Annotated in this window: 14 protein-coding genes; 3 read left to right on the top strand and 11 right to left on the bottom strand. The window is 73.8% G+C overall.

The genetic code is table 11. The annotated features are described in order from the left end of the window. Together HJG43_04590 and HJG43_04585 are read right to left on the bottom strand one after the other, a co-directional pair. Positions 1–1,209: a 1-deoxy-D-xylulose-5-phosphate reductoisomerase gene (locus HJG43_04590; GenBank protein ID UER53952.1), complete on the bottom strand. Its 1,209-nt coding sequence runs from the start codon at positions 1,207–1,209 to the stop codon at positions 1–3. Positions 1,210–1,270: 61 nt separating this feature from the next. Next, positions 1,271–2,743, bottom strand: a complete 1,473-nt coding sequence (locus tag HJG43_04585) for an NAD-dependent succinate-semialdehyde dehydrogenase (GenBank protein UER53951.1) — start codon at positions 2,741–2,743, stop codon at positions 1,271–1,273. Positions 2,744–2,869: 126 nt separating this feature from the next. Between HJG43_04585 and gabT the strand changes: the two genes are divergently transcribed. The 3 genes from gabT to HJG43_04570 all read left to right on the top strand — a co-directional run bounded on the left by gabT (position 2,870) and on the right by HJG43_04570 (position 6,235). After that, complete coding sequence (gabT, locus tag HJG43_04580) at positions 2,870–4,228, top strand: 4-aminobutyrate--2-oxoglutarate transaminase (protein UER53950.1); 1,359 nt, start codon at positions 2,870–2,872, stop codon at positions 4,226–4,228. Continuing rightward, positions 4,225–5,571 carry an aminotransferase class III-fold pyridoxal phosphate-dependent enzyme gene (locus HJG43_04575; GenBank protein UER53949.1) on the top strand — a complete coding sequence of 449 codons (1,347 nt, stop codon included), beginning with the start codon at positions 4,225–4,227 and terminating at the stop codon, positions 5,569–5,571. Before gabT ends, HJG43_04575 begins: the two co-directional genes overlap by 4 nt. Before the next feature lie 88 nt (positions 5,572–5,659). Then, positions 5,660–6,235, top strand: coding sequence for a hypothetical protein (locus HJG43_04570; GenBank protein ID UER53948.1), 576 nt, complete (start codon positions 5,660–5,662; stop codon positions 6,233–6,235). A 6-nt stretch (positions 6,236–6,241) separates the two neighbouring features. Here the strand turns inward: HJG43_04570 and HJG43_04565 are convergent, their stop codons facing one another. Genes HJG43_04565 through HJG43_04525 form a run of 9 tightly spaced genes read right to left on the bottom strand, consistent with a single transcriptional unit; the run spans position 6,242 to position 16,243 of the window. After that, positions 6,242–6,811 carry a histidine phosphatase family protein gene (locus HJG43_04565; GenBank protein ID UER53947.1) on the bottom strand — a complete coding sequence of 190 codons (570 nt, stop codon included), beginning with the start codon at positions 6,809–6,811 and terminating at the stop codon, positions 6,242–6,244. A 59-nt stretch (positions 6,812–6,870) separates the two neighbouring features. After that, entirely contained in the window at positions 6,871–8,118 is a 1,248-nt protein-coding gene (locus tag HJG43_04560) for an ATP-binding protein (protein ID UER53946.1), read from the bottom strand. Further along, positions 8,118–9,158, bottom strand: a complete 1,041-nt coding sequence (speB, locus tag HJG43_04555) for an agmatinase (protein ID UER53945.1) — start codon at positions 9,156–9,158, stop codon at positions 8,118–8,120. The genes HJG43_04560 and speB overlap by 1 nt, the downstream gene beginning before the upstream one ends. 55 nt (positions 9,159–9,213) lie before the next feature. Beyond that, positions 9,214–10,593, bottom strand: a complete 1,380-nt coding sequence (locus HJG43_04550; GenBank protein ID UER55705.1) for an FAD-dependent oxidoreductase — start codon at positions 10,591–10,593, stop codon at positions 9,214–9,216. A 5-nt stretch (positions 10,594–10,598) separates the two neighbouring features. After that, entirely contained in the window at positions 10,599–11,453 is an 855-nt protein-coding gene (locus tag HJG43_04545) for an ABC transporter permease (GenBank protein UER53944.1), read from the bottom strand. Then, positions 11,450–12,364, bottom strand: a complete 915-nt coding sequence (locus HJG43_04540; GenBank protein ID UER53943.1) for an ABC transporter permease — start codon at positions 12,362–12,364, stop codon at positions 11,450–11,452. The genes HJG43_04545 and HJG43_04540 overlap by 4 nt, the downstream gene beginning before the upstream one ends. After that, entirely contained in the window at positions 12,364–13,530 is a 1,167-nt protein-coding gene (locus tag HJG43_04535; protein UER53942.1) for an ABC transporter ATP-binding protein, read from the bottom strand. Before HJG43_04535 ends, HJG43_04540 begins: the two co-directional genes overlap by 1 nt. Next, entirely contained in the window at positions 13,530–14,792 is a 1,263-nt protein-coding gene (locus HJG43_04530) for a spermidine/putrescine ABC transporter substrate-binding protein (protein UER53941.1), read from the bottom strand. The genes HJG43_04535 and HJG43_04530 overlap by 1 nt, the downstream gene beginning before the upstream one ends. Then, positions 14,789–16,243, bottom strand: coding sequence for an aminobutyraldehyde dehydrogenase (locus HJG43_04525; protein ID UER53940.1), 1,455 nt, complete (start codon positions 16,241–16,243; stop codon positions 14,789–14,791). Before HJG43_04525 ends, HJG43_04530 begins: the two co-directional genes overlap by 4 nt. Positions 16,244–16,324: the final 81 nt, after the last annotated feature.

The following is a 16,324-nucleotide window of genomic DNA, read 5'->3' as shown; positions in this document are numbered from 1 at the left end:
TCATCGTCCCACCCTCCCCTCGAGCAGCCCGTGCGCCCGGCTGCGGGCCCACGTCTCGGCCGCGAGCACGTCACCGAGCACCACCTGGTCGCCGGTGGGCACCGCCTCGTCGCGCACCGCGTCGTCCACAACTCGCTGGACCGTGTCGACGATTCCCAGGAAGGGCAGGCCCCCGGCGAGGAAGGCCGCGACCGCCTCCTCGTTGGCCGCGTTGTAGACCGCCGGCAGGGCGCCGCCGGCGCGTCCGACGTCCCGGGCCAGCCGGACGGCGGGGAAGGCCTCCTCGTCCAGCGGCAGGAACTCCCAGGACGTCGCCGCCGACCAGTCGCAGCCGGGCGCGGCACCCGGGACCCGGTCGGGCCAGGCCAGCCCGAGCGCGATGGGGATGAGCATGCTGGGCGGGCAGGCCTGGGCGAGGGTCGAGCCGTCGACGAACTCGACCATCGAGTGCACCACCGACTGCGGGTGCACGACCACGTCGATCGCCTCGTACCCGACGTCGAACAGCAGGTGCGCCTCGATCACCTCGAGCGCCTTGTTCACGAGGGTCGCGGAGTTCACGGTGACCACCGGGCCCATCGACCAGGTCGGGTGGTCGAGCGCCTGCTCGGGGGTGACGTCGGCGAGCTCGGCCCGGGAGCGTCCGCGGAACGGCCCGCCGGACGCGGTGAGCACGAGGCGACGCACCTCGTCGCGGCGTCCGGCCCGCAGGCACTGCGCCAGCGCGGAGTGCTCGGAGTCCACCGGCACGATCTGGTCCGCTGCGGCGGCGCGGCTCAGCAGCGGGCCACCGACGACGAGGGACTCCTTGTTCGCCAGGGCCAGGGTGCGTCCCGCCTGCACGGCGGCCAGGGACGGCGCCAGGCCGACGGAGCCGGTCATCCCGTTGAGGACGACGTCGCACGGCCGGGCGGCGAGCTCGGTGGCGGCCTGCGGGCCGGCCAGCACCTCCGGGACGGGACCGGGGTCGGGGACCCTGGCGCGGGCGGTGCGCAGGGCCTCGCCCAGGGCGGCCGCGGCCCCCGGGTCGGCGACCGCGACCGTCTGCACCCCCAGCCGGACCGCCTGCTCGGCGAGCGCGACCGGGTCCCGCCCGCCGGCGGCCACGCCGACGACGCGGAACCGGTCGGGGTTGCGCCGGACGACGTCCTCGGCCTGGGTGCCGATGGACCCGGTGGAGCCGAGCAGGACCACGTCACGGGGCGTCACCGGGTCAGTGTCCCCCACCCCCGGGGACTGGTGGGACCGTGGCCGGACGCCGCGCGCGGCCTCAGGGCAGGGAGATGCCGACGTACTTGGTCTCGAGGTACTCCTCGATCCCCTCGAAGCCGCCCTCCCGGCCGAAGCCGCTGGCCTTGACCCCGCCGAACGGCGCGGCCGGGTTCGACACCACGCCGGCGTTGAGCCCGACCATGCCCGTCTGCAGCCGCTCGGCGACCCGCAGCGCGCGGTCGAGGTCGCGGGTGAAGACGTAGGCGACGAGCCCGTAGGGGGTGTCGTTGGCGGCTGCGACGGCCTCGTCGTCGGTGCGGAACGTCGTGACCGGGGCGACCGGCCCGAAGACCTCCTCGGCGAGGATGCGGGCACCGGCCGGGACGTCGCCGAGGACGGTCGGCGCGTAGAAGTAGCCGGCGTCCCCGACCCGTTCGCCGCCGGTGAGCACGGTGGCTCCCCGGGCGACGGCGTCGCGGACCAGCTCGTCCACGGTGCTGCGCTGCCGCTCGTCGACGAGCGGTCCGACCTGGACGCCGTCGTCGGTGCCCCGGCCGAGGGTGAGGGCGGCCATCCGCTCGGCCAGCCGGCGGGAGAACTCCTCGGCGACGTCGACGTGGACGTGGAAGCGGTTGGCGGCGGTGCACGCCTCGCCGATGTTCCGCATCTTCGCCAGCATGGCGCCGTCGACCGCGGCGTCGAGGTCGGCGTCGGCGAAGACGAGGAACGGTGCGTTGCCGCCCAGCTCCATGGACACCCGCAGCAGCTGGTCGGCGGACTGCTCGACGAGCCGCCGGCCCACCTCGGTGGAGCCGGTGAAGGACAGCTTGCGCAACCGCGGGTCGCGGATGAGCGGCTCCATCACCGCGCCTGTCGAGGAGGTGGTGACGACGTTGAGCACTCCGGGCGGCAGGCCGGCCTCCTGCATGACGGCCGCGAGCGCCAGCATCGACAACGGTGTCGCCGACGCCGGCTTGACCACCATCGTGCAGCCGGCGGCGACCGCCGGGCCGATCTTTCGGGTGCCCATCGCCAGCGGGAAGTTCCACGGGGTGATGAGCAGGCAGGGCCCGACCGGCTGCTTCATCGTCAGCAGACGGCTGCCCCCGGCGGGGGCGACCGAGTACCGGCCGTGGACGCGCACCGCCTCCTCGGAGAACCAGCGGAGGAACTCCGCGCCGTAGGCGATCTCGCCGCGGGACTCCGCCAGCGACTTGCCCATCTCCAGGGTCATCAGCAGCGCCAGGTCCTCCTGGCGGTCCATCACCGCCTCGAAGGAGCGGCGCAGGATCTCCGCGCGCTCCCGGGGCGGGGTGGCGGCCCAGCCCGCCTGCGCCTCGACCGCCGCGGTGAGTGCGGCGTCCCCGTCCTGGACGTCGGCGTCCGCGACCGTGGCGATCACCTGCCCGGTCGCCGGGTCCTCGACGTCCAGCCGCCGGCCGGAGGCGGCCTCCCGCCAGGTCCCGCCGATGAGCAGTCCCGTGGGGACCGCGTCCAGCACCGCGCGCTCGCGCTCCGAGAGTCCGGTCATGGGCACCGACTCTACCGAGTCGACCGTCGGTGCGGACCACGGATGCCGGGGGCGTTGCCGGCTCGACCCACGGAATCCGTCGCTGAGACCTGGTGACACAGGCGTATCCGTCACTACCATGCCGGCATGACAACCGCCCCCGCACCTGACGTCGTCAACGGCGTCGAGCAGGTCCGCCGACTCCTCACCCCGGTCCCCGGCCCGCGCTCGCGGGAGCTCGCCGCCCGCAAGGAGTCCGCCGTGGCCCGCGGCGTCGCCACGACGCTGCCGGTCTACGTCGAGCGCGCCGGCGGAGCCGTGATCGTCGACGTCGACGGCAACCACCTCATCGACCTGGGCTCCGGGATCGCCGTCGTCAACGTGGGGCACGCCGCGCCGGCCGTGGTCCACGCCGTGCAGGAGCAGGTCGCAGCCTTCACCCACACCTGCTTCATGGTCACGCCCTACGAGGGCTACGTCGCGGTCTGCGAGCGCCTGGCGGAGCTGTCACCGGGGTCCCACCCGAAGCGGGCGGCGCTGTTCAACTCCGGCGCCGAGGCGGTGGAGAACGCGGTGAAGATCGCCCGGCACGCCACCGGACGGGACGCCGTCGTCGTCCTCGACCACGCCTACCACGGCCGCACGAACCTCACGATGGCGATGACCGCCAAGGCCGTGCCGTACAAGAGCGGGTTCGGGCCGTTCGCGGGCGAGGTCTACCGGGTGCCGACGTCCTACCCGTTCCGGGAGCCGGTCCCGGTCACCGGGGAGGAGGCGGCTGCCCGGGCGCTGGACGCCGTCACCACCCAGGTCGGCGCCGACCGCGTCGCGTGCGTCGTCGTGGAGCCGATCCAGGGCGAGGGCGGCTTCGTCGTCCCCGCTCCCGGCTTCCTGCCCGCGGTGGAGCGCTGGTGCCGCCAGCACGGGGTGCTGCTCGTCGCCGACGAGATCCAGACCGGGTTCGGGCGCACCGGCCGGGTGTTCGCCTGCGAGCACGAAGGGGTCGTGCCCGACCTCATGACGGTCGCCAAGGGCGTCGCCGGGGGCCTGCCCCTGGCCGGCGTCGTCGGGCGGGCCGAGGTGGTGGACGCCGTCCACCCCGGCGGCCTGGGCGGGACGTACGGCGGCAACCCGGTCGCCTGCGCCGCGGCGCTGGCGGCCATGCGCACCCTCGTCGAGGACGACCTGCCGGCCCGCGCCCGGGCCGTCGAGGAGCAGATGCTGCCGCGGCTGCGCGCCCTGGCGCAGCACCACCCGGCGATCGGCGACGTCCGCGGTCGCGGAGCCATGCTCGCGATCGAGCTGGTCCACCCGGGGACCACCGAGCCGGACGCCGCGCAGGCCGCGCGGATCAGCGCGGCCTGCCACGCCGCCGGTGTGGTCACGCTGACCGCCGGCACCTACGGCAACGTCCTGCGGTTCCTGCCCCCGCTGACGATCGCCCCCCGGCTGCTCGACGAGGCCCTGGACGTCCTCGAGTCAGCCGTGGCGGAGAGTCTCGCGTGAACGCCGACCGGCTCGCCGAGCTGACCGCGGCCGAGACGCAGCGGTTCGTCGCGGCCAGGCCGCGGTCGCGGGAGCTCGCGGCGAGGGCGCAGGAGTCGATGCCCGGCGGCGTCCCGATGTCGTGGATGGCCAAGTGGCCGGGACCGTTCCCGGTCTTCGTCGACGAGGCGCACGGTGCGCACTTCACCTGCGTGGACGGCATCGACCACGTGGACCTGTGCCTCGGCGACACCGGCGCGATGGTGGGGCACTCCCCCGCGGCCACCGTCGCCGCCGTCCGCGAGCAGGTCGGGCGGGGGATCACGGCGATGCTGCCGACGCAGGACGCGGCGCTGGCAGCCGAGGAGCTCGGCCGCCGCTTCGGCGTCCCGCAGTGGCAGTTCACGCTCTCGGCGACCGACGCGAACCGGCACCTGATCCGCTACGCCCGGCACGTCACGGGCCGCCCGAAGGTGCTGGTGGTCGACTACTGCTACCACGGGACCGTCGACGAGACCTTCGCCACCCTCGACCCGGGCACCGGCCGGGTCGTGGCCCGGCGCGGCAGCATCGGCCCCCCGGTCGACCCCGCGGTGACGACCGTCGTCGTCCCGTTCAACGACGTGGACGCGCTGGAGGCCGCGCTGTCGACCGGTGAGGTGGCGTGCGCGCTGCTGGAGCCGGCGATGACGAACATCGGCATCGTGCTGCCGGAGCCGGGGTACCACGAGGCGCTGCGTGACCTGTGCACGCGCTACGGCGTGCTGCTCGTCCTGGACGAGACGCACACGCTGTGCGCCGGGCCGGGCGGCTGCACCAGGGCCTGGGACCTGCAGCCGGACGCCGTGGTCGTCGGCAAGACGATCGGGGGCGGCGTCCCGGCGGGGGCGTTCGGGATGACCGCCGAGCTGGCCCAGCGGGTGCGCTCCTCCGTCGACCTGGAGGACGTCGACGTCGGCGGGGTGGGGGGCACGCTGGCCGGCAACGCGCTGTCCCTCGCCGCGGTCCGGGCGACGCTGACCGAGGTGCTCACCGACGAGGCGTTCGGGCACATGGAGCAGATGGCGGTCCGCTGGACGGCGGGGGTGCAGCAGTCCCTCGCCGAGCACGGGGTGCCCTGGCACGTCACCCGGCTGGGGTGCCGGGCGGAGTACGCGTTCTCCCCCGAGCCACCGCGCACCGGCGCCGAGGCCGCCGCCGCGGACGACTTCGCCCTCCAGCAGTACCTGCACCTCGCCGCCCTCAACGACGGGGTGCTGCTCACCCCCTTCCACAACATGGCGCTGATGTCCCCGCAGACCTCGGCGCAGGACGTCGACCGGCACACCGCGTCGTTCGGACGGGCCCTGCAGTCGCTGGGGTGACCCGTCCAGCGCTGGGCCGGCTCCCGGGATGCGCGGCGCCGGGCCACCGGGCACCCTCGGAGGAGACCGCACGGCACAGGAGGGGTGAATGACCAGCGCACCGGGCACACCGCCCATGGACCCGACCTCCTCGGAGGCCACCGACCGCCAGCTCGAGCTCGCCGTCGCGCAGGGCCAGGCCTACCGGCGGGCCCTGGAGCACATGGCCCAGGAGGTCGCCGACACCGGCGGCATCCAGCAGGTCGGTGAGTACCTCGTCGGGTACGCCATCGAGGAGGCCGAAGGGATGTACCAGCTCACCGACGGGGAGCTGGTGTGGCACAACCCCGGCGACACCAACGCCCACGTCGAGGTCGCGGTGTGCGACGCCGCCGACGGCCGGTTCATCCCCGGCCTGGAGGTCAGCGCGACCCTGGTCAGCCCGAGCGGGCAGGAGCTCGGCCCGTTCCCCCAGGAGCTGGTGTGGCACCCGATGCTCTACCACTACGCCCGCAACTGGTCGCTGCCGGAGGACGGCGAGTACACCCTCCGGGTGCACGTCGAGCCGCCCACGTTCATGCGCCACGACGAGATCAACGGACGACGCTTCACCGCGCCGGTCGACGTGGAGTTCACCGGTGTCCCCATCCACCGCGGCGCCGAGCCGGTGGAGCCGCCGACCTGAGCCCCGTCAGGTGTTCCAGCGCACGACGGCCGGCGTCTCGCGCTCCCAGCCGAGCACGGACACGGTGCCGGTGTCGAGGCGCAGGTGGGCCCCGGCGCGGGCGTCCAGGCCCAGCCAGCGCACGGCGAGCACCCGCAGCAGGTGCCCGTGGGCGAACACCAGCGACCGGCCGGCGTCACGGAGCCGCTCGACGACCCCGTCGGCGCGCCGGGCGACGTCGTCCACCTGCTCCCCGCCGGGGACCTCGTGCGTCCAGACCGTCCAGCCGGCGACCCTCTGGCGCATCGCCGCCGTGCTGACGCCCTCGACGTCGCCGTACCGCCACTCGTGCAGCCTGTCGTCGACGACGGCGTCGGCGAACCCGGCGGTCCGGGCGGTGTCCCGGGCCCGGCGCAGCGGGCTGGTCAGCACGAGGTCGAAGGCGGTCCCGCGCAGGCGGGGTCCCAGCGCCCTCGCGGCGGCCACGCCCGCGGCGGTGAGCTCGAGGTCGGTCACCGACGTGTGGCGGTGCTCCCGGCTCCACCGGGTCTCCCCGTGGCGGACCAGCCACACCTCGCTGTCACCGGCCGCCTGCACGCCGGCATCCTGCCCGGCCGGCGGCGTGCGCGCACCCGGTGCCCCGGGGCTGGCGGCCGTCAGGACGGGGTGCGCTCCTGCAGTGCCCACGGGGAGGCGTAGCCGTCCGGCGCCGCGAGCAGCTCGAGGAAGGGCACGGCGTCGAAGGCCTCCGGCCCCAGCACGCCCGTCCCGCGCCAGGTGCCTCGGGCCAGCAGCTCGAGGGCAACCGCCGGGTTGACCGCGGTCTGCCACACGACGCACTGGACGCCGTACTCGCGCACCGACCAGGAGTTGTCGACGACGTGGTGGAGGTACACCTCCCGCGGTGCCCCGTCCCGGCCCGTCCCGGTCACCCACAGCCCGGCGCAGGTCGCGCCGCGCATCCGGTCACCCAGCGTGGCCGGGTCCGGCAGGCAGGCGGCGACCACGTCCCGCGGGGACACCTGCACACCACCGACCCGCACCGGCTCGGTCCGGTCCAGCCCGAGCCGGCGCAGGGTGCGCAGGACCTCGATGAAGTCGGCCCCGAGTCCGTACTTGAACGTCACCCGCCGGGCGTCGAGCCAGCGGGGCATGAGGACGACCTCCTCGTGCTCGACGTGCACGCACTCGACGGGGCCGATCCCACCGGGGAAGTCGAACACCTCGGGCTCGGAGAACGGCTCCGTGGTGTACCAGCCGCGGTCCCGCTCCCAGACGACCGGCGGGTTGAGGCACTCCTCGATCGTCGTCCAGATCGAGAAGGACGGCGCGAACGCGGGCCCGTCCGGGCCGTCGACCGTGAGGTTGGACCCGTCCCTGGTACCCAGCTCGTCGACGTCGGAGAAGAGGTGGTCGACGGCGTACCGGGCGAAGACGTCGGACAGCCCCGGTTCGACCCCCATCCCGACCAGCGCGAGCCGACCGGCCCGCTCCCAGCGCGGCGCGGCCGCGAACTGCTCGTCCCCGAGCTTGACCCCGGTCCGGGACCACGGCTGCTCCGGGTGCGGCCGGGACAGCGACATCGCCATGTCGAGGTAGTCGGCACCGGCGGCCAGGGCACCCTCGAACACCGGCAGCACGAAGCGGGGGTCGACGGCGTTCAGCACGTGGGTGACGCCGTGCTCGCGGGCCAGCGCGGTGACCTCGGCGGCGGACGAGGCGTCGACCCGGGCGGCGACCAGCCGGTCCTCGCCCGGGTGCCGCTCCCGCACCGCGGCGACGGTGCGCTGCGCCCGCCGCGGGTCCTGGTCGGCGACCACCAAGCGCTCGAAGAAGTCACGGCGGGCGGCGATCCTGGCGAAGGCGTCGCCGACGCCTCCGGCGCCGACCAGCAGGATGCGCATCAGGGGGCCTCCTCGGGGTCCGGGTCGAGCCGACCGTCCAGGAGCGGCCGGGCGGGCTGCCAGGTGGTGCCGGCGGCGGCGTCCTGGCGGCGTCGGGCGGTCGCCGACAGCGCCTCGAGGACCACCCGGTTGGCGAGCGCGGCGGTGATGTCGGCGTGGTCGTAGGGCGGGGACACCTCGACGACGTCGACCCCGACCACGGGCACCTCCAGGCAGGTCCGCCGCACCGCGTCGAGCAGCTCGCGCGCGGTGAGACCACCGGGCTCGGGGGTGCCCGTGCCGGGTGCGTGACCGGGGTCCGCGACGTCGATGTCGACGGACAGGAAGACCCCGTCGCAGTCGTCGACCGCGATGGTGAAGGCCTCGTCGAGACAGGCTGCGAGCCCGCGGGCGCCGATCTCGCTCATCTCGAAGGAGCGCATCCGCTGCTCGGCCATCCAGCGCAGCGTCTGCGGCCCCGGCCAGTACCCCCGCAGGCCGATCTGCAGGAAGCGGTCGCCGCGGAGCGCACCGGACTCGATGAGGCGGCGCATCGGCTGCCCGTGACCCCACAGCGACCCGAACTCGATGTCACCGGTGTCGGCGTGCGCGTCGAAGTGGATCATCGACACCCGGCCCTCGCCGTGGTGGGCCGCGACGCCACGGGCGTCGGCGTACGTCACGCTGTGGTCCCCGCCGAGGACGACGGGCACCGCCCCGGCGGCGGCCACCGCGCCGACCGCCTCCTCCAGGGCGGCCAGGGAGCGCTCGATGTGGCCGGGTGGCATCTCCACGTCCCCGGCGTCGCGGACGTCGAGGTCCTGCAGCGCGTCGGTGCGCAGGGCCAGGGACGGCCGGGAGCCGTCGTGGGCGAGGTAGTCGGCGGTGCGGATGGCCAGCGGCCCGAACCGAGTGCCCGGCCGGTGCGACGTTCCGCCGTCGAAGGGAGCCCCCAGCACGACGACGTCGGCGCCCTCCATCGACGTGGGGTCGCGCCAGTCGCACCGTGGCACCCCGAGAAACGTCACGTCCGGGCCGAACTGGGATCCGTACCTGGTCATCGTCGTCCGTTCACCGTGCGGTCCTGGACCGACCGGACGCCCGGGCAGGCGGCGCTCACGAGTCGAAACCGAGACCGAGGGCGTCGAGCAGACGCAGCCACGGGCCGCGCCGCCCACCGTGCAGGTCGGCGGCCGCCAGCGCCCGGCGGGTCATCTGGATGCCGCCCCAGCGGACCGGCTCGGGCGGGAACGGCCGGGGCCGGCGCCGCACCATCGACAGCCGCGTCCGCTCGGTGTCCCTGCCGTCGAGCAGGTCCAGCGCGGTCCGGGCACCGAAGTGGGACGCGCCGACCCCGAGACCGGTGTAGCCGACCGCGTAGGCGACCCTGCCGCCCATCGCCGTCCCCCACATCGGGCTGAACCGGGTGCAGGTGTCGATGACACCGCCCCAGGCGTGGGTGACCGGGATCCCGTCCAGCTGCGGGAAGGTCCGCACGAGGTGGTCGGCGAGCAGGGCGAACGTCTCCGGGCGCTGGGCGTGCCGCGGGTCGGTGCTGCCGCCCAGGTGGTAGATCGCGTCGTAGCCGCCGAACAGCAGCCGGTCGTCCGCGGTGAGCCGGTAGTAGTGGAACTGGTTACCGGCGTCCGAGATCCCGTGCCGCCCACGCCAGCCGATCGCGGCGCGCTGCTCGGCGCTCAGCGGCGCGGTCATCAGCGCGTAGTCCCAGACCGGGACGACGTACCGCGAGATGCGGGGCAGCAGCGGCGGGAACGCCGAGGTCGCGAGCAGCACCTTCGCGGCGCGCACCGTGCCGTACGGGGTGCTGACCCGGACACCGGACGGGTCCCGGGCCAGTGCGGTCGCCGGGGTCCGCTCGTGCACCCGTACGCCGAGGCGCAGGCAGGCGGCGCGCAGCCCCCAGGCCAGACGGGCCGGGTCGACCAGGGCGACCCCGTCGGGGTCCTCCAGCCCGGCCAGGTACGTCGGTGAGGCGACCTCGTCCCGCACCGTCTCGCCGTCCAGCAGCCGCCAGCGCAGCCCGAGCCGGTCCGCCTCGGCGTGCAGCCGGGCGAGCTCGTCGACCTGCCACGGCTGGACCGCGACGGTGAGCTCGCCGGTGCGCTCCAGGTCGCACGCGATGCCGTGCCGCTCGACCGCGGCGGCGATGGCCTCCAGCGTGCCGAAGCCCAGGCGCAGCAGCTCGGGCAGCTCCTCGGGGAACCGGTCCAGACCGTTCGCCAGCCCGTGGGTGAGGCTCGCGGCGCAGAACCCGCCGTTGCGTCCGGTGGCCCCCTCGGCGACGAGGTCGGCCTCGAGCAGGACGACGTCGCGTCCCGGGTCCTCCTCCACCGCCTGCAGGGCGGCCCACAGTCCGGTGAACCCGCCCCCGACGACGACGAGGTCGGCCTCGGTGTCGGCGACGAGCCGCGGGGCGGGGTCCGGCCGCTCGGGCCGGTCCAGCCAGTACGGCGTCGGCGCGGCGTCCGCGAGCATCCGTCTCACGCGGCCCGTCGCCTCCTGCTGAGCACCCGGCCGAGGACGACGACCCCCAGGGCCAGGAGGAACATCGCCGACCCGATGACGTTGGCCTGGGCCGGGATGCCGCGGGTGGCCGAGACGTAGACGAACTTGGGGAACGTGTCGGTGTTGCCGGAGTTGAAGTTCGTGATGATGAAGTCGTCGAAGCTGAGGGCGAACGCGAGCATCGCCGCTGCGGCGATCCCCGGCAGCAGCAGCGGGAAGGTGACCCGCCAGAACGCCTGCACCGGCGAGGCGTAGAGGTCGGCCGCGGCCTCCTCGAGCCGCGGGTCGAGGCTCGCCACTCGTGCCTTGACCGTGACGACGACGAAGCTGATGCAGAACATCGTGTGGGCGATGACGATGGTCCAGAACCCCGGGTTCACCCGGAAGTTGAGGAACTGCGCGAGCAGCGACGCACCGAGCACGACCTCCGGGGTGGCCATCGGCAGGAAGATCAGCAGGTTCATCGTGGACCGGAACCGGAACCGGTAGCGCACGAGGGCGACGGCGATCAGGGTGCCCATCGCCGTCGCGGCCACGGTGGCGATCAGCCCGATCTGGATGCTGTTGACGACCGCGCCGCACACCCCCGGCGCCCCGCACGGGTTGGCCCAGTTGTCCAGGGTGAAGCCCTGCCAGACGAGGTTGCTCTTGCCGGAGTCGTTGAAGGAGAAGACGAACGTGTAGGCGATCGGGACGAACAGGTAGACGAACGCGAGCGCCGCGAACGCGGGCAGCAGGTAGTCCCCCAGCGCGAACCGGCGGCGACGCCGCACGGGTGGCTCGACCCGGGCCGCGGCGACCCCGCCGGCGGCGACCTCGCCCGCGGTCATACCAGGTCCTCCGTCCCGGCCCGGCGGACGTAGAGCGCGACGAGGACGACGATCGTCCCCATCAGCATGAACGACAGGGCCGCGGCGGTCGGGTAGTCGACGACCCGGAAGAACCGGGAGTCGATGACGTTGCCGATCATCGCCGTCCGGGAGGTGCCGAGCAGGGCCGCGTTGACGTAGTCGCCGGTCGCCGGGATGAACGTCAGCAGGGTGCCGGCCACCACACCGGGCATGGACAGCGGCAGCGTCACCCGCCGGAACGTCCCGACGGCGCTGGCGTACAGGTCCTGGCCGGCCTCGATGAGACGCAGGTCCAGTCGCTCGAGGCTGGCGTAGATCGGCAGCGTCATGAACGGCAGGAAGTTGTAGGTCAGGCCGGCGATCACGGCGACCGGCGTCGCGGTGAGGCGGGCGTCGTCCGGCAGCAGCGAGACGGCCTTGAGGGTCGTCACGACCAGGCTCTCGTCGGCGAGGATCTGCCGCCAGGCCAGGGTGCGCAGGATGAAGCTCACGAAGAACGGCGCGATGACCATGAGCAGCATCACCTGCTGCAGCAGCGGACGGCCCCGGGCCCGGACGGCGATCACGTACGCCAGCGGGTACCCGATCGCCAGCGCCAGGACGGTGGCGGTCAACCCGTAGCCGAAGGACCGCAGGAACTGCGGCCAGTACTGGGCCAGGGCCTCGGTGTAGTTGGCGAACCGCAGCCCCGGTGCGTACTCGCCGATCTCGCCGCCGGGCACCGGGACCATGAGCGAGGTGCTGAACAGCACGACGATCGGCAGCGCGAAGAAGACGAGCAGCCACAGGGTCCCGGGGAGCAGCAGCAGGTAGGGCACGCGCCGGCCCGGGCGCTGCGGGGACACCTCCGCCCCGGCGCCGGGTGTGTGCAGCGCACCGGCGAGGGCCATCAGCCCACCCCGCTGGGACGCAGCTCGGCCTCCAGCTCCTCGAGCCCGGCGTGGGTGTTCTCGTCACCGCCCAGGCCGAAGCCGTGCTGCGGGGCCCAGGCCAGGTGCACCGTGTCGCCGACGCGGGCGGTCGGCGACACCTCGAGGTTCTGCGTGAACACGGTGAGCCGCCCCGCCCCCGGCACGTCGACGAGGAACTGGGTGCTGACCCCGGCGAAGGAGACGTCGACGACCCGGCCGGGTCCCAGGACGTTGACGTCCGTGGGCACCTCCTCGGCCTCGGTGACGAGGTGCACCTTCTCGGGCCGGACGCCGACGAGCACCCGGCCGTCGTGGACGACGGACCGCGCGGTCGGCACGAGGGCCCGGCGGCCCAGCAGCTCGACCTCCAGCGCGTCCCCGCGGCGCCCCGCCACGGTGCCCGGGACGAGGTTGGACTGGCCGAGGAAGTTGGCCACGAACACGGTGCGGGGCAGCTCGTACAGCTCGGCCGGCGCGCCCATCTGCTCGATCCGGCCCGCGTTCATCACCGCGACCGTGTCGGCCATCGTCATGGCCTCCTCCTGGTCGTGGGTGACGTGCACGAAGGTGAGGCCGACCTCGGTCTGGATCCGCTTGAGCTCGACCTGCATCTGGCGCCGCAGCTTCAGGTCCAGGGCGCCGAGCGGCTCGTCGAGCAGCAGCACCGACGGCCGGTTGACGATCGCCCGGGCAAGCGCCACCCGCTGCTGCTGACCGCCGGAGAGCTGCGCCGGCCGGCGCCGGGCGAGGTGGCGCAGCTCGACGAGGTCGAGCGCGGACTCCGCCTGCTGCTGCGCGTCCTTCACCCCACGGCGCCGCAGCCCGAACGCGACGTTGTCGAGAACGTCGAGGTGCGGGAACAGCGCGTAGTTCTGGAAGACGGTGTTGACCGGTCGCTTGTGGGGCTTGGCGGCGGTGATGTCCCGTCCGCCGATCCGCAGCGCCCCGGACGTCGGCTGCTCGAGGCCGGCGACCATCCGCAGCGTCGTCGTCTTGCCGCACCCGGAGGGTCCGAGCAGGGCGAAGAACGACCCGGCGGGCACGGTCAGGGACAGGTCGTCGACCGCGGTGAAGGTCCCGAAGGCCTTCGTCACCCGGTCCAGCTCGAGGTCGGCGCCACCCTCGGCGCCGGCGGGGCCCGCCATCAGTTGCCGATCACCGCCTGGAAGTCGGCGTTGAACTGCTGCTCCTCGGCCGGCTCCAGGGAGCGGAACACCTGGACGTTCTGCAGGTACTCGTCGGTGGGGAAGATCAGCGGGTCGTCGACGAGCTCGGGGTCGATCGCCTCCATCGCCTCCCGAGCCCCCTGGACCGGGCTGATGTAGTTCACCCACGCGGCCACCTGGGCGGCGACCTCGGGGTCGTAGTAGTAGTTCATCAGCGTCTCGGCGTTCTTCTTGTGCGGGCTGCCGATCGGCACGAGCAGGTTGTCGCTCCACAGCGTCCCGCCGGACTCCGGGAGGGCGAAGGCCCACTTGTCGCCGTTCTCGAAGTTGATCTGGGTGATGTCCCCGGACCAGCCGATGACGGCCAGCGCGTCCTCGGAGATGAGGTCCTCCTTGTAGGAGTTGCCGCGCACCTGGCGGATCTGGCCGCTGGCGATCTGCTCCTCCAGGACGGCGAGGGCGGCGGCGAACTCGTCCTCGCCCCAGTCACCGGAGATGTCGACGCCCTGGGACATCATGATCAGCCCCATCGTGTCCCGCATCTCGTCGAGCACCTCGACCCGGCCCCTGAGCTCGGGCCGCCACAGGTCCTCGACGCTGCGCATCTCGGGGACCTTCTCGGTGTTCCACGCCAGACCGGCGAAGCCGGACTGCCAGGTGAGGGAGTGCCGCCGGCCGGGGTCGAAGTCGACGTCGGCGAGGTTGGGCAGGATGTTCTTCTTGTTCGGGACGTTCGCCTCGTCGAGCTCCTGGGTGTACCCCTGGCGGATCATCCGCGCGGCCATCCAGTCGGTGAACGTGACGATGTCCTGGCCGATGTCCTGGCCGTTGGCGAGCTGGCCCTGGATCTTGCCGTAGTAGCTGTCGTTGCCGTCGATGTCCTCGCTGTAGGTCACCTCGATGCCGGTCTGCTCGGTGAACGCCTCGAGGGTGGGGTAGCTCTGCCCGTCCTCGCTCTGGTCCAGGTAGAGGGTCCAGTTGGCCCAGTTGACGACCTTCTCGGTGTCGGAACGGTCCTGAGCGGGGGTGAGGGTCCCCGCGGTGGAGGTGCCCTCGGTCCCGGAGCCCGTGCCGCAGGCGGCGAGCAGTCCTCCGACGCCCAGCACCCCGGCACCGCGCAGCACCCCGCGGCGGGTCAGCTGGGCCGCGACGAGGGGGCGGACGTGCGGCGGGACGGCGGCGAGGTCGCCGGCGGTGAGCGGACGGCGGGGCCGGCGGGGCCGGCGGACGGGTGGAGTCATCGGAGGTCCTCTCGGGCGGTGAAGACCGTGCGGTGCCACGCCTTGCGCGCGGCGCCGGTCAGGTCGGTCATGACGTGCTTGACGTTCGTGTACTCCTCCAGGGAGTACGAGCTCATGTCCTTGCCGAAGCCGGAGGACTTGTAGCCCCCGTGCGGCATCTCGCTGATGATCGGGATGTGGTCGTTGACCCAGACGACACCGGCACGGATGCCACGGGTGAAGCGCTGGGCCCGCACGACGTCCCGGGTCCACACCGACGCCGCCAGGCCGTACTCGGTGTCGTTGGCGACCTCGAGCGCGTCGTCGTCCCCGTCGTGGGCCAGCACGACGAGGACCGGCCCGAACACCTCCTCACGGGCGATCTCGGAGTCCCGTGCGGCCCCGGTGACCAGCGTCGGCTCGTAGAAGGCGCCCCGCGCCAGCTCACCACCGGGCAGGCGCCCGCCGGTGAGCACCGTGGCGCCGTCCGCGCGGGCCCGCTCGACGAAGCCGTGCACCCGCTGCTGCTGCCGGCGGGACACCAGCGAGCCCATGTCGGTGGCCGGGTCGGTGGGGTCGCCGACCCGGACGCCGGCGAAGAGGTCCGCGACCGCGGCGACGAACTCGTCGTGCACCGCTCGGGGCACGATCGCGCGGGTGGCGGCCGTGCAGTCCTGACCTGCGTTGATCAGGGCACCGGCCACGGCGCCGTGGGCGGCCGCCTGCAGGTCGGCGTCGTCGAGGACGACGAACGGCGCCTTGCCGCCGAGCTCCAGGTGCACGCGGGCCGCCCGCCGGGCCGCGACCGACATCACCCGCCGGCCCACGGCGGTGGACCCCGTGAACGACACCATGTCGACGTCCGGGTGCCCGACGAGGGCCTCCCCCGCCTCCGGCCCGGTCCCGACGACGACGGACACGACGCCGTCGGGCATCCCGGCGTCCCGGCACGCCTGCTCGACCATGAGCGAGGTCAACGGGGTGAGCTCGCTCGGCTTGAGCACGATCGTGTTGCCGGCCGCGACGGCCGGCAGGATCTTCCAGCCCGCCATCTGCAGGGGGTAGTTCCACGGCGCTACCGAGCCGACCACGCCGACCGCCTCGCGGCGCACGTAGGAGGTGTGGTCCGGTGAGTACTCCCCGGCGGCCTTCCCCTCGAGCACGCGGGCGGCACCGGCGAAGAACGCGGCGTTGTCGACGGTGCCGGGGACGTCGAACTCGCGGGACAGCCGGATCGCCTTGCCGGTCTGCCGTGTCTCGGTGCCGGCCAGGTCCTCGGCGGTCTGCGCCAGCCGGCGTGCCAGCGCGTGCAGCGCCGCCGAGCGCTCGGCCGGGGTGGCGGCTGCCCACTCGGGCGCGGCCCGGCGGGCCCGGGCGACCGCGGCGTCGACCTCGGCGGCACCTGCCAGCGGCAGGGAGTCGACGACCTCGCCGGTGGCCGGGTCGATGACGTCGTGCCGACGGTCGGTCACCGTTCCTCCTCGACGACTCGGGCGGCGCCCACCGGCACGGTGGCCGTGGTGGCCGTACTGGCCGTGGACGTGATGGGCGTA

It is taken from the genome of Kineosporiaceae bacterium SCSIO 59966 (assembly GCA_020881835.1).
Taxonomy (GTDB): domain Bacteria; phylum Actinomycetota; class Actinomycetes; order Actinomycetales; family SCSIO-59966; genus SCSIO-59966.
Note: the sequence above shows the minus strand (reverse complement) of the source record. Positions and strands in the feature narration are given on the sequence as shown.

Bases quoted from the DNA above. Each gene is read 5' to 3' on its own strand.
- HJG43_04560 (UER53946.1), bottom strand. From the start codon at position 8,118: ATGCGCATCCTGCTGGTCGGCGCCGGAGGCGTCGGCGACGCCTTCGCC.
- HJG43_04585 (UER53951.1), bottom strand. From the start codon at position 2,743: ATGACCGGACTCTCGGAGCGCGAGCGCGCGGTGCTGGACGCGGTCCCC.
- HJG43_04540 (UER53943.1), bottom strand. From the start codon at position 12,364: ATGGCCCTCGCCGGTGCGCTGCACACACCCGGCGCCGGGGCGGAGGTG.
- HJG43_04535 (UER53942.1), bottom strand. From the start codon at position 13,530: ATGGCGGGCCCCGCCGGCGCCGAGGGTGGCGCCGACCTCGAGCTGGAC.
- HJG43_04550 (UER55705.1), bottom strand. From the start codon at position 10,593: ATGCTCGCGGACGCCGCGCCGACGCCGTACTGGCTGGACCGGCCCGAG.
- HJG43_04570 (UER53948.1), top strand. From the start codon at position 5,660: ATGACCAGCGCACCGGGCACACCGCCCATGGACCCGACCTCCTCGGAG.
- speB (UER53945.1), bottom strand. From the start codon at position 9,158: ATGACCAGGTACGGATCCCAGTTCGGCCCGGACGTGACGTTTCTCGGG.
- gabT (UER53950.1), top strand. From the start codon at position 2,870: ATGACAACCGCCCCCGCACCTGACGTCGTCAACGGCGTCGAGCAGGTC.
- HJG43_04545 (UER53944.1), bottom strand. From the start codon at position 11,453: ATGACCGCGGGCGAGGTCGCCGCCGGCGGGGTCGCCGCGGCCCGGGTC.
- HJG43_04530 (UER53941.1), bottom strand. From the start codon at position 14,792: ATGACTCCACCCGTCCGCCGGCCCCGCCGGCCCCGCCGTCCGCTCACC.